At 67.8% G+C, this 12,562-nt stretch carries 10 protein-coding genes; 3 read left to right on the top strand and 7 right to left on the bottom strand.

The window, feature by feature from the left end; translation table 11 throughout:
* Positions 1-302: 302 nt before the first annotated feature.
* Positions 303-740 (bottom strand): hypothetical protein, encoded by a 438-nt coding sequence (locus tag C1924_RS05290; RefSeq protein ID WP_108764350.1) that lies wholly within the window; start codon positions 738-740, stop codon positions 303-305.
* Positions 741-893: 153 nt separating this feature from the next.
* Entirely contained in the window at positions 894-2,507 is a 1,614-nt protein-coding gene (locus C1924_RS05285) for an alpha-glucosidase (protein WP_108764349.1), read from the bottom strand.
* A gap of 215 nt (positions 2,508-2,722) precedes the next feature.
* Here C1924_RS05285 and C1924_RS05280 point away from each other — a divergent pair, with 215 nt between their 5' ends.
* Positions 2,723-3,721 carry a polyprenyl synthetase family protein gene (locus tag C1924_RS05280; RefSeq protein ID WP_108764348.1) on the top strand — a complete coding sequence of 333 codons (999 nt, stop codon included), beginning with the start codon at positions 2,723-2,725 and terminating at the stop codon, positions 3,719-3,721.
* Between the two features lie 63 nt (positions 3,722-3,784).
* Here the strand turns inward: C1924_RS05280 and C1924_RS05275 are convergent, their stop codons facing one another.
* Positions 3,785-4,570, bottom strand: coding sequence for a dienelactone hydrolase family protein (locus C1924_RS05275; protein ID WP_108764347.1), 786 nt, complete (start codon positions 4,568-4,570; stop codon positions 3,785-3,787).
* A 131-nt stretch (positions 4,571-4,701) separates the two neighbouring features.
* On the opposite strand from C1924_RS05275, the gene C1924_RS05270 reads away from it, so the two are divergent.
* On the top strand, positions 4,702-5,295 hold the full coding sequence (locus tag C1924_RS05270; protein WP_108764346.1) for an SMI1/KNR4 family protein: 594 nt from the start codon (positions 4,702-4,704) through the stop codon (positions 5,293-5,295).
* 54 nt (positions 5,296-5,349) lie between these two features.
* Here C1924_RS05270 and C1924_RS05265 read toward each other — a convergent pair whose 3' ends face one another.
* The 4 genes from C1924_RS05265 to C1924_RS05250 form a co-directional block, all read right to left on the bottom strand.
* Positions 5,350-5,883, bottom strand: a complete 534-nt coding sequence (locus C1924_RS05265; protein WP_108764345.1) for a hypothetical protein — start codon at positions 5,881-5,883, stop codon at positions 5,350-5,352.
* 281 nt (positions 5,884-6,164) lie between these two features.
* A complete protein-coding gene (murD, locus tag C1924_RS05260) occupies positions 6,165-7,574 on the bottom strand; it encodes a UDP-N-acetylmuramoyl-L-alanine--D-glutamate ligase (protein WP_108766974.1) in 1,410 nt (469 codons plus the stop codon).
* On the bottom strand, positions 7,555-8,907 hold the full coding sequence (gene murL / locus C1924_RS05255) for a UDP-N-acetyl-alpha-D-muramoyl-L-alanyl-L-glutamate epimerase (protein ID WP_108764344.1): 1,353 nt from the start codon (positions 8,905-8,907) through the stop codon (positions 7,555-7,557). Before murL ends, murD begins: the two co-directional genes overlap by 20 nt.
* An 86-nt stretch (positions 8,908-8,993) precedes the next feature.
* Positions 8,994-11,588, bottom strand: a complete 2,595-nt coding sequence (locus tag C1924_RS05250) for a bifunctional aspartate kinase/diaminopimelate decarboxylase (protein ID WP_108764343.1) — start codon at positions 11,586-11,588, stop codon at positions 8,994-8,996.
* A 75-nt stretch (positions 11,589-11,663) separates the two neighbouring features.
* Between C1924_RS05250 and C1924_RS05245 the strand changes: the two genes are divergently transcribed.
* Positions 11,664-12,542 carry a PhzF family phenazine biosynthesis protein gene (locus tag C1924_RS05245; protein ID WP_108764342.1) on the top strand — a complete coding sequence of 293 codons (879 nt, stop codon included), beginning with the start codon at positions 11,664-11,666 and terminating at the stop codon, positions 12,540-12,542.
* Positions 12,543-12,562 lie beyond the last annotated feature (20 nt).

Raw genomic sequence — 12,562 nt, 5'->3', positions numbered from 1 at the left:
GCCCATCTGGAATGTCGGTGTCCGACGGATTTCATCCACGCATGGCGTGGATCTACCGGTCCCCGCCCGGGGTCGGATCCCGTTGCCACGCAACGGGCTCTGACCCCATGTGGATGGTCGGCACCTGACGGATTTCATCCACGCATGGCGTGGATCTACCAGTCCCCGCCCGGGGGCGGATCCCGTTGCCACGCAACGGGCTCTGACCCCATGTGGATGGTCGGCACCTGACGGATTTCATCCACGCATGGCGTGGATCTACTGGTCACGCCATGCGTGGATGCGGGCCTGCGGACGACCGATCACCTCTGCCGCCGATGAGCAGGCAGGTCAAAGCGCTTTGCCCATATCAACAGCGCTCGATGGTGCAGACCTTCTGACGTGGAAAAGAACCGTATCGCCTGGCGCTCAGCGTCGTAGTACGCAGCGTGCAACTCACCATCGGGGTACACCACCACTGCCGCCGCATGCTGCTGGTGGAACCCCAAGCGCCACCCATCCAGCAGCAGCCCTCCATCCTTCAGCGGCACCGGCACCGCCGACTCATCGAAGTTGCGACGGAAGGCCCCATACTCCGGCCCCAGCAACTGCTTCAGGCCAGGCACCACGTCAGTGCCCTCGAAGGCATCCTCCAATGAGGGCCCCACGATCAAAATGGGCGCGGCGAAGACAGGGTGGGCAACGGACAGGACTGCCGCCAGTGCCAGCAATCGCACCAACAGAATGAAGGAACGCTTCAAAGCTCTTCCATGCAGGGAGGCCCCTCAGTCTCCACGCCCGCTCCCGGCCAGCGCCATTCCAGAACCTGCAAAGTACCCGCCCACGCCCACCCACAAAAAAGGGACGGGGCGCTTCGGCCCCGTCCCCGCAAGTACCGCCACCGGAGAAATCGGTCAGCTGCGTCGTGCGCAATACACCGCGCGCGGCGGCAGCCGCAGTTCATTGCCCTCCACCGTGCCCGCATCCGGGCCCGGCACTGCCACCTGCTGCCAGCGGCCGGCCGGCAGCGGGTGGCTGACCGGTTCGGCCGACAGATTGAAGGCCAGCAGAAGGGTTTCATCTGCAAGCATACGCTGGAAAAGCAGCACCGGCTCAGCACTGTCCAGGAACTGGATGTCCCCTTGCAGCAGGACCGGCTGGGTCCGCCGCCAGGCCAGGAAATCGCGGAAAGCGCTCAGCACCGAACCCGGGTCGGCGTCCTGCACGGCCACGGCGGCCGCGCGGTGTTCGGCCGGGATCGGCAACCAGGGCTTGCCGGTGGTGAAGCCGGCCAGCGGGGCGTCGGTCCAAGGCATCGGCGTGCGGCAACCGTCACGGCCCTTGAAGTTCGGCCAGAAGGTGATGCCGTAGGGGTCCTGCAGGTCCTCGAACGCGACTTCGGCCTCGGCCAGGCCCAGCTCTTCACCCTGGTAGAGGCAGACCGAACCGCGCAGCGAGCACAGCATGGCCACCAGCATGCGGGCCAGGCGCGGGTCGGACGGGCGGCCGCCCCAACGGCTTACCGCCCGTTCCACGTCGTGATTGGACACCGCCCAGCACGGCCAGCCTTCGGTCATCACCGCTTCCAGGCGCGAAACGGTGTCGCGGATGTAGGCCGCGCTGTAGTCGTCCACCAGCAGCTCGAAGCTGTAGCCCATGTGCAGGCGGCCGTCCTGGGTGTACTCGGCAGTGGTGGCCAGCGAGTCCTCCGAGGAGATCTCGCCCAGGCTCACCGCACCGGGGTACTGGTCCAGCAGCGCGCGCAGCTGCTCCAGGAACGGCAGGTTTTCCGGCTGGGTGTTGTTGTAGTAGTGGTACTGGTAGGCGTAGGGGTTGTCGGGGCTGAAGCCGCGGCCGACGCGCTTGTCCGCCGGCTTGGGCGGGTTGTCGCGCAGCTGCGCGTCATGGAAGCAGAAGTTGATGGCGTCCAGGCGGAAGCCATCCACGCCGCGGTCGAGCCAGAACCGCACGTTGTCCAGGGTGGCCTGCTGCACATCCGGGTTGTGGAAGTTCAGGTCCGGCTGGTCGACCAGGAAGTTGTGCAGGTAGTACTGTTCGCGGCGCGGCTCCCACTGCCAGGCACCGCCGCCGAACAGCGACAGCCAGTTGTTGGGCGGGGTGCCGTCTTCGCGCGGGTCGGCCCACACGTACCAGTCGGCCTTCGGGTTGGTCCGGTCCTGGCGGCTTTCGCGGAACCAGGCATGCTCGATCGAGGTGTGGCTGAGCACCTGGTCGATCATCACCTTCAGGCCCAGGCCGTGCGCCTTGGCCAGCAGGCGGTCGAAGTCGTCCAGCGTGCCGAACAGCGGGTCGACGTCGCGATAGTCCGCGATGTCGTAACCGAAATCGGCCATCGGCGATCGGAAGAACGGCGAGATCCAGATCGCATCGGCGCCCAGCGCTGCAATGTGGTCCAGCCGCTGGATGATGCCGGGCAGATCGCCGACCCCGTCGCCGCTGGCGTCGAGGTAGCTGCGCGGGTAGATCTGATAGATGACGGCTCCGCGCCACCATGGATTGTGCGACATCGACAGCCCCCCTCCGGGCATGCGGGACCCACCGGAAGCGGGCCGAAAACCAACAACCGCAAGCTTAGCGGCGGCTTCCAGGGCATGGCGCTGGCTGCATACGTATTCACGCCGCAGGCCCGGCCATGGGCCTGCGGAAAGTCCGGCTCCGTCGCTTTCCGCCCGAATTCACGGCCAGCGCCTATAATCAACGGTGAGCCTGAAAGCCTGATCGCATGACCATCACCGAAGACACCCGTCCCGCCCTGGGCCTGCCCCAGATCCAGTCGCTTGCCGCGGCCGACATGGCCGCCGTCGATGCCCTGATCCGGCACCGGCTGTCTTCGGACGTCGTACTGATCAACCAGATCGCCGACCACATCATTTCGGCCGGCGGCAAGCGCCTGCGTCCGATGCTGGTGATGCTGGCCGGCCATGCGGTCGGCCAGGCCGGCCCGGAGCACCACCAGCTGGCGGCGATCATCGAATTCATCCACACCTCCACCCTGCTGCACGACGACGTGGTGGACGAATCCAGCCTGCGGCGCGGCCGCAGCACGGCCAATGCCCTGTGGGGCAACGCGCCGAGCGTGCTGGTGGGTGACTTCCTGTACTCGCGCAGCTTCCAGCTGATGGTGGAACTGGATCGCATGCCGGTCATGCAGATCCTGGCCGATACCACCAACCGCATCGCCGAAGGCGAAGTGCTGCAGCTGCTGCACGTGCACAACCCGGACACCGACGAAGCGGCCTACCTGCGCGTGATCGAGCGCAAGACGGCCGTGCTGTTCGCCGCCGGCACGCGCCTGGGCGCCCTGGCCAGCGGCGTGGACGCCGCCACCCAGCAGGCGCTGTACGACTACGGCATGAACCTGGGCTATGCGTTCCAGATCGCCGATGACGTGCTCGATTACTCGGCCAACGCCGACGAACTGGGCAAGAACCTGGGCGATGACCTGGCCGAAGGCAAGGCGACGTTGCCGCTGATCCACGCCATGGCCCATTCGGATGACGCGACCCGCGAACGCCTGCGCAGCATCGTGCAGGACGGTGACGCTTCAGCCATGCCGGAAGTGCTGGCCGCCATCCGCGCCACCGGCGGCCTGGACTACAGCCGTCGCCGTGCCGAGGAATACGCCGAAGCCGCCGAGCGCGCGCTCGACGGCCTGGCCGACAACGATGCCGTGGCCGCCCTGCGTGGCCTGGCCCGTTACGCGGTACAGCGTTCGCATTGACCGGTAGTGCCGGCCGCTGGCCGGCATTTCAGAGGTTGCCGACCAACGGTCGGCACCTACCGGTTACCGGAACCGCTCCTCGAAGAACTCATCCAGCGCCTTCCACGCGCGCTTGGCCGCCCGTTCGTTGTACTGGCAGCCCGGCGGGCTGTTGGCATCGCGCTCGGCAAAGCAATGCACCGCGCCGCTGTAGTTGGTGAATTCCCAGTCGACCTTGGCCGCGTTCATTTCGGTCTGGAAACCGGCGATGTCCTCTGCGGTCACGCTCTTGTCGTCGGCCCCGTTGAGCACCAGCACCGAGGGATGGCTGCCACCGGCCTGTGCCGGCAACGGTGACCCCAGCCCGCCGTGCAGGCTGACCACACCCGCCAACGGTGCACCGGCACGCGCCAGTTCCAGCACCGTGGTACCGCCGAAACAGAAGCCCACGGCGCCGATGCGGCTGGCATCCAGCGGTGCCTTGCCGGCCTGGGCCTTGAGCACATTCACCGCCTCCAGCGCCCGCGCACGCAGCAGCGCCCGGTCGTTGCGCAGCTTGGTCGCCACCGGGCCGGCCTCGGCATCGGTCTTGGGCCGCACGCCCTTGCCGTACACATCGGCCACCAGCACCACATAGTCATCGCCGGCCAGCTGCTTGGCCTTCTCGATGGCGGATTCATTGACGCCCTTCCAGTTCGGCACCATCACCAGGCCCGGGCGCTTGTCGTTGTCGCCGTCGTCATAGACCAGCACACCACTGAAAGTCGTGCCCTGGTGCTTCCATTCCACCGGCTGGGTTTTCATCGCCGCCCAAGCCGGCATCGCCGCCAGCCCCAGCACCATCGCTACACCACACCGCCATCGGTTCATGCGCCTGCTCCACTCAAAAAAGGGGACGGAGGGGATTAAGTCGCGGAACACCCTCCCGCGTCGCATTCTGCATTGGCGACGTGACGCAGGTGTGGTTGGATACGACTTGATCCCCTCCGTCCCCTTTTTACATGAACCTTGTTGATCGCTTTCTGTCGGGCCTGATCCCGCGCCTGCCTGCCGAGGACGCAGCGCAATGGGCGCACGTCCACGGCGCCAGTGCCGAGGATCTGCAGCGCCTGCGCGCGCAGTGGCCGCTGGTGCCTGAGAGCCTGCTGTCCTTGCTGTCGCAGGTGGATGGCACCCACTTCCGCGAGTATCCCGGTGGCGAGGTCGTGGTTTACATGCTGGGTTCGGATGTCGAGGACGGCGGCTACCCGTACTACCTGCGCTCGGTCGCGCAGATCTTCGAAGACCAGCAGCAGTGGGACGACAGCATCCGGTCCATCTACGAGGAATGGCTGGACGACGAGCCGGAGATCCTTGGCGACGGCATCGACGCCGATCTGCCGATGAACCGCCGCCTGTGCTTCTCGCACTGCATGAACAATGGAGGCACCTCCATGCTGTATCTGGATTTCGACCCCACGCCGGGCGGCACCGTCGGCCAGGTGGTGCGTTACCTGCATGACCCGGACAGCTATGCGGTCATCGCACCGAGCTTCGATGCGTACCTGCAGCAGCAGATCGATCGCGATTACGCGTTCATCGACGAGGATCAATGAAGGAAGCCGAGCGTGGGCTCGGCAGTAGATCCACGCCATGCGTGGATCGCGGCGTCACCCGCGCTCGATCCAATGCAACATGCCCGGCTCGAAGGCCAGCAGATCCGCCGCTGCCAGGCGCGCGCGCGGCCAGTGGCGTTCCGGCGGCTTCGGCTGCCGGGCGCCCACCGCGCCCTCGTAATCACGCACCAGCAGACCGATGCGCGACGCACCGGCCTGCAACAGGGCATCGATGCGCTGCAACCACTGCCCGGTGTCGCCCAGGGCTTCATCGCGACGCGCCTGCTGATCCTGCGCATGCCGCGCCAACTGCTCGGCCTGCGCGCGGGCGATCTTCGCCTCGCTCCAGCCCTTCTTCCGCCAGCGTTCGGCATCGCCCTTCCACTCCGGCCCGGCCCGCGCCGACGCCAGCGCGGTGCCGCAATCGCAGTGCGCGGCGCTCAGCCACGGCTGCCAGCCGGGCCCGACCGCGGCCTGCAGGCTGGGCGAATCCTGCCCGAACAGCCGGCGGCCGCTGCGGGTGAAGATCGCGGCGGCCGTCTCGTGCGGCAATGAGGTGGGCAGGAACACGGTGATGAAGGTGCACATCGGGCTTCTCGAATCCGTCCGGGAATGCGCCGATCGTAACTCGCCCCTGCAATTCGCTGGGGTCAGAGCCCTTTCCTGCGGAAAGGGATCTACCCCGGCAGTAGAGCCACGCCATGCGTGGATGGCCGTGCACGCGATCCCGCAGGGGTCAGAGCCCTTTCCTGCGGAAAGGGATCCGACCCCTGCAGTAGAGCCACGCCATGCGTGGATGGCCGTGCACACGATCCCGCTGGGGTCAGAGCCCTTTCCTGCGGAAAGGGATCCGACCCCGGGCCGGTGGATCAGCCGATGCCCAGGCCCGGAATCGCGCTGATGCTGTCCGGCTCGAATCCGGCCAGCTCGGCGAAATGGCGGCCGCGGGCCACGTAATCGCGGTAGGCACCAAAACTGGGCGCGCCCGGCGACAGCAGCACCACCCCGCCCTGCGCCCCCAATGCGGCACGCGCAAGCGCCATTGCCTCGGGCAGATCACCCGCCGCATGCAGGCCAAAACGGCCGGCATCGGCCAGCGGCTGCAGCATGGCGTGGATGCGCGGGCCGTTGCTGCCCATGGTCACGATCTCCACCGGCGGTACGTCATGCGCCATGTGCTGCATGAAATCGGTCCAGTCCAGGCCACGATCGTGCCCGCCCACCAGCAGCGCGATGCGCTGGCCGGCGAAGCACTCCAGCGCGGCCAGGCTGGCGTGCGGCGTGGTGCTGATGGAATCGTTGACGTAGGTCAGGCCGGCGGCCGCGCCGATGCGCTGCAGGCGGTTGGGCAGCGGGCGGAAATCCTGCACCGCCGGGGCCAGCGCCACGGCATCCAGCCCCAGTGCTTCCAGTGCCGCCAGTACCGCGCACAGGTTGCCGCGGTTGTGGCGGCCTGGCAGCGGGGTGTTGCGGGTATCGAACACGGGCTGTTCACCACGGTGCACGATGTCTCCGCGCATGTGCCAGCCCTGCGGCTGGTTGAACCAGACCACCTCGCTGTCCGGCAGCGAAAGCGCAGCCAGGTGCAGGTCGATGGCGTTCAGCACGGCAATGCGCGGTGCGGCTTCGGTCACCAGCCGCAGCTTGTCTTCGATGTAGCGCTGCTCGCTGCCGTGCCAGTCCAGGTGTTCGGGGAACAGGTTCAGCACCACCGCCACCTGCGGGCGGGCGCCACTGCGTGCCACTTCACCGGTCTGGTAGCTGGACAGTTCCACCGCCCAGTAGTCCGGCGCGGGCTGCGGGTCCAGCACTTCCAGCAGCGGCAGGCCGATGTTGCCGACCAGGCCGGTGCGATGGCCGGCCGCGCGCAGCAGGTGTGCGACCAGCGCCGTGGTGGTGCTCTTGCCCTTGGTGCCGGTCACGCACACGGTGTCGTGCACGATGCCATCGGCGCCCGCGTGCTCGGCAAACCACAGCGCGGTGCCACCGATGAAGGTGGTGCCCTGCCCCGCCGCCGCCAACGCGATCGGCTGGTAGGGGCTGATGCCGGGCGACTTGATGACGACCTCGAACGCGGCCAGCGCCTCGGCGGTTGCCTCGCCACGCACGTCCAGCACGCCCTGCGTTTCGGCGCGTGCCGCCTCGGCCTCGGCGGCCGGGCAGAACAGGCTCAGGGACAGCGAAGGCAGGCGCGCGCGCAGCACGGCAAACGCCGCGCGGCCTTCACGCCCCCAGCCCCACAGCGCAACGCGCTTTCCCTCAAGCTGCGAAATCTTCACGCACACGTTCCCACAGCGCGGCCGGAATGCGGTGCTCGCCCTGCAGCTGCAGCAGCGGTGCCAGTTCCAGTTCAGCGGCCTCCAGCTGCGGCTGGATCTCGTTGCAGAAGCGCTTCACCAGCACGTCTTCCTTCCATTCCGGGCGCTGCGCCAGGGTGGCCATCGCCGCACGCGATTCGCGCCCTTCGCCCACGCACTCGAACGGCTTGTGATCCTGGAATTCCAGCAGCGCATCGAAGCCACCGGCCTGGCCGGCATCGTCCAGCAGGTTGCGGCCGAAGATGCGCACCAGCCGGGTCTTGGGCATGAACGGGGCCAGCGCCAGGAACACGAAGTGGCACTTCGGGCAGACGCCGCACCAGCGGTTCACCGGGCGCTCGCCCAGGATGTGGAAATTGCGGTTGCAGCTGGAGAAATGCGCGTCGTAGAAATCGCTCTTGGCGAACTGGCGGGCCACCGCCAGCTCCGACATCGGGCGCAGCAGCGAGTAGTACTGCAGATCGGCCGCCACCTGCTTCTGCACGTGGCTTCCAAAGGCCTGCTCGAACGCCCAGCCCTTGGACCACTGGTGGTTCACTTCGCCGGTGCCCGGAATCTGGCTGCCATAGCTGGCCGAACGCTCGTTGGAGAACACCACCTGGTCCACGCCCTGCAGCAGCGCGGCCAGCACCATGATCGCCGAGTTCACGGCCGTCACCGGGATGTGCCCGTTCCACGCGCCCTGGCGGTTCAACTCGAACAGTTCCGGCGCCAGCGCGCGCCCCAGGTTCAGGGTCGGCAGGCCGGTGCGCTCGGCGCAGGCGCGGATCAGCTGCGAGCCGCCAATCCAGGTCACCGTTTCATCCACGCCGGCACGGCGCAGCGCTTCGATGCTGACCAGCGAATCCTTGCCGCCGCCGATGGCCACCAGCGCATGCGGATGCAGGCCCAGCACCGGCGCCTGCACCGTTTCGCCCTGCACCGGCAGGCGGAAGCGCCCGCGCAGGTTCAGGCCGTTGCGGTAGGCGAATTCACCCAGGCCGTTGAGGTAGACCGTTTCCACCAGGGCAGCGGTATCGGCATCGATCGCATAGCTGTCGATGCTGACCGTTTCCGGCACGCCCGCCTTGTAGTAGCTGACGCCGGCAATCAGGTGCAGCAGCTGCAGCGCACGCTGCACCGCCGCCGCACGCGCCTCGTCCAGCACGAACGGCGCGCCGGGCACGGTGATGGTTTCCACCATTTCCGGGCCGTCATCGAAGGCGTAGACCAGCCTGGCCACGCCGGTATCCGCAGCGAATTCGCAGCGGACGAAGCGGAAGCGGGAAACCTGGTGTTTATCGAAAGCAGTCATGGTGGATCCAGTTCAAGCACGGTCAGGCACGGCCCGCGCATGGGCGCGGGGCGTGTCGGTGGGCGGGTGCAGCGCGCGGGTCGCGATCACTCGATCACGTCTTCGCGCGGCATCGCCCGCTGGTTGTAGGTATTGGACATCACATAGCCGTAGGCACCGGCATCGGCGATCAGCATCACGTCGTCCGGTGCGGTGGACACCGGCAGCTTGCGGCGCTTGCCGAACACATCGCTGGATTCGCAGATCGGACCCACCACATCGAATGCCGCCTCGGCATACCCGCCCTGGCGGCTCAGGTTCTCGATGTCATGCCAGGCGTCGTACAGGGCCGGGCGCATCAGCGTGTTCATGCCGGCGTCCAGGCCGACGCGGCGCACGCCGTCCTTTTCCACCACCTGGGTGGCGTGGGTCAGCAGCACGCCCGATTCGGCCACCAGATAGCGACCCGGTTCGATGGCCAGACGGAACGCCGGATGCAGCGCCTTGACCTCCGCCAGGCCCTCGGCCCAGGCATCCAGGTCGAACGGCTCGTCTTCCTCGCTGTACGGAATCGGCAGGCCGCCGCCGATGTCGATGGTCTGCACGCTGCCGATGCGGCGGGCGAATCCGGCCAGCTCATCGCACATCAGGCGCCAGTGCTGTGCGGTTTCCACGCCGCTGCCCAGGTGCGCGTGCAGGCCGACCACGCGGGTGCCCAGCTCGGTGGCCACGCGCACGAACTCATCCACGCGGGCGATCGGCAGGCCGAACTTGGAATCCTTGCCGCCGGTACGCACCTTGGCATGGTGACCTTCGCCACGGCCCAGATCCACGCGCAGCCACAGCTCACGGTTGCGGAACAGGTCCGGCCAGCGCTGCAGCGCATCCACGTTGTCCACGGTGACGGTGACGCCGAGCGCGAACGCGGCCTCGTATTCGCCGCGCGGGCAGAAACTGGGGGTGAACAGCACGCGCTTGGGCGACAGTTCCGGCAGGTGCTGGAACACATGCTTCAGTTCGCCGTGCGAGACGCATTCCAGGCCGAACCCTTCGGCTTCCAGCAACTGCAGGATGGCCGGGTGGCTGTTGGCCTTGATCGCGTAGTAACGCTGGTCGATCGGCTTGATCGCCGCCAGCGCACGCGCACGGGCGCGCACGGTGGGCAGGTGGTAGACGTAGCGCGGCGTACCGGCATCGGCCAGCTGCAGCAGGTGCGCACGCTGGCCACGCCACCACGGCGTACCACGCGGGCGCACGGTACCAGCAATTTCGCGCCAGCGCGGGCCAAACACTTCGGTTTCTTCCACCGGCATCGCGCCGCTGTCGATCAGCTCGGCGTGCAGGATCGGCAGCAGGCCATCGGCATCGGCCTCGTCGATGACGAAGGTCAGGTTCAGGTCGTTGGACGACTGCGAGATCATGTGCACGCGCTCGCGGCCGAAGGTGGCCCACACGTCCGACAGCTTGTGCAGCAGCGAACGCATGCCACGGCCGACCAGGGTGATGGCCGCGCAGGGCACGATCACCTTCACCTTGCAGATCTGCGAAAGATCAGCCGACAGCGCGGCCAGCACATCGGTGTTGACCAGGTTCTCGGACGGGTCCAGCGACACGGTGACGTTGGTTTCGGCCGAACCGATCAGGTCCACCGACAGGCCGTGCTTCTTGAACAGGCCGAACACATCGGCCAGGAAGCCGACCTGCTGCCACATGCCGATGCCTTCCATCGACACCAGCACGATGCCGTTGCGGCGGCTGATCGCCTTCACGCCCGGCACCGGGGCAGCGCTGCCGTCGATGCTGGTGCCCGGCAGTTCCGGGCGCTCGGTATCGAGGATGGCCATCGGCACGCCGGCATCGCGGCACGGCTTGATCGAACGCGGGTGCAGCACCTTGGCGCCGGTGGTGGCGATTTCCTGTGCTTCGTAATAGTCCAGGCGGGTCAGCAGGCGCGCGTCGGGCACGTCCTTGGGATTGGCGCTGAACATGCCCGGCACGTCGGTCCAGATTTCCACGCGGCTGGCGCCCAGCAGCGCACCGAAGTACGCCGCCGAGGTATCCGAACCACCGCGGCCGAGGATGGCGGTACCGCCATCGGCGTGGCGGGAAATGAAGCCCTGGGTGATCAGCAGGCGGGTCGGCTGGGCGCGGAAGCGCTGCATCCAGTCCGCATCGGCACGCCACTGGCAGTTCACCGACAGGCGCTGCGACCACTCGCTCTGGTTCGGCTGCGGCGGCATCGCATCCAGCCACTGGCGGGCGTCCATCCAGCCCATGTCCAGGCCCGAGGCGTGCAGGTAGGCCGCGCCCAGGGTCGAGGACAGCAGTTCGCCCTGGCCCAGCACTTCGGCCTGCCATTCCAGCGGACGGTTGGCCGCGCGCGGGTCATCAAGCAGGCCCTGCAGGGCGGCCAGGCGTTCAGCCAGCACCTCGCGGCCCAGGCCGAGCTCGGCCAGGAAGCCCTCATGGCGTTCCACCAGGGCCGCCACGCGATCGCGGCTGTCCGGTGCGCCATCGGCGATCGCGGTCAGTTCGTTGGTGACCCCGGACAGCGCCGAGACGACCACCAGCACGCGCGAACCGGTCTCTTCCGCGCGTTTTTTAGCCAGTTTCCCGATCGTGTCCCAGCGGTGGCGACGCGACACCGAGGTGCCGCCGAACTTCAGTACGATCCAACGATCGACAAGAGGGGAAACTGACATGGATAGGCTATGTGTAATGTGGGGAAGCCGCCCGAGGGGGCGGAACCTTCGATTCTAAGCCCAATGGACCCGCCGATGGCCGCCTTCCGTTACCTGCAGCTTGATGTCTTCGCCCACCAGCCCGGTACCGGCAACCCGCTGGGCGTGGTGCTGGGCGCCGACGGGCTGTCCGGCGAGCGCATGCAGGCGCTGGCCGCCTGGCTGAACCTGTCCGAGACGGTGTTCTTCCTGCAGCCCAGCGCCCCCGGCGCGGATTACCACATCCGCATCTTTACCCCGGGCAGCGAGCTGCCGTTCGCCGGCCACCCCAGTGTTGGCGCGGCCTGGGCAGCGGTGACCTGCGGCCTGGCCACACCACGCGAGGGCGGCGCGCTGGTCCAACAATGCGCCGCCGGCCTGCTGCCGGTGCGGGTGAGCGGCCCGGCCGATGCACCGACCATCGAACTGGCCAGCCCACCGGCCCGCCACCTGCCCACCGCGCCCGGCCCGGTGCCGGCCCCCCTGCTGGACCTGGCCGCCAGCGGCCACGCACCCGAACTGTGGGACAACGGCCCGCGCTGGTGGCTGCTGCCGCTGCGTGATGCCGCTGCCGTGCGCGGCCTGGCCCCTGACATGGCCGCCCTGCGCGACTGGACCAATGCGACCGGTGCAACCGGCGTGGCGGTGTTCGCCGATGAAGCGGCAGCAGAGCATGCCCGGGTGGTGCGCGCGTTCTGCCCCGGCGACGCGGTGAACGTACCCGAGGACCCGGTGACCGGCAGCGCCAACGCGCTGATTGGCGCCTGGCTGCGTGAACGGGGCGCCCTGCCCGGCGGCAGCGACGCGTATGTGGCCAGCCAAGGCCGCGAAGTCGGCCGCGACGGTCGCGTCCACGTACGGGTGGAAGCCGGAGGCACGGTGTGGATCGGCGGCCAGGTACAGCCGGTCATCGACGGCAGCATCCATTGGAGGTAGCGCCGAGCCAACGCTCGGCT

Source organism: Stenotrophomonas sp. ESTM1D_MKCIP4_1, from assembly GCF_003086895.1.
Classification (GTDB): Bacteria; Pseudomonadota; Gammaproteobacteria; order Xanthomonadales; family Xanthomonadaceae; genus Stenotrophomonas.
This window is presented reverse-complemented; position numbering and strand designations above follow the sequence as displayed.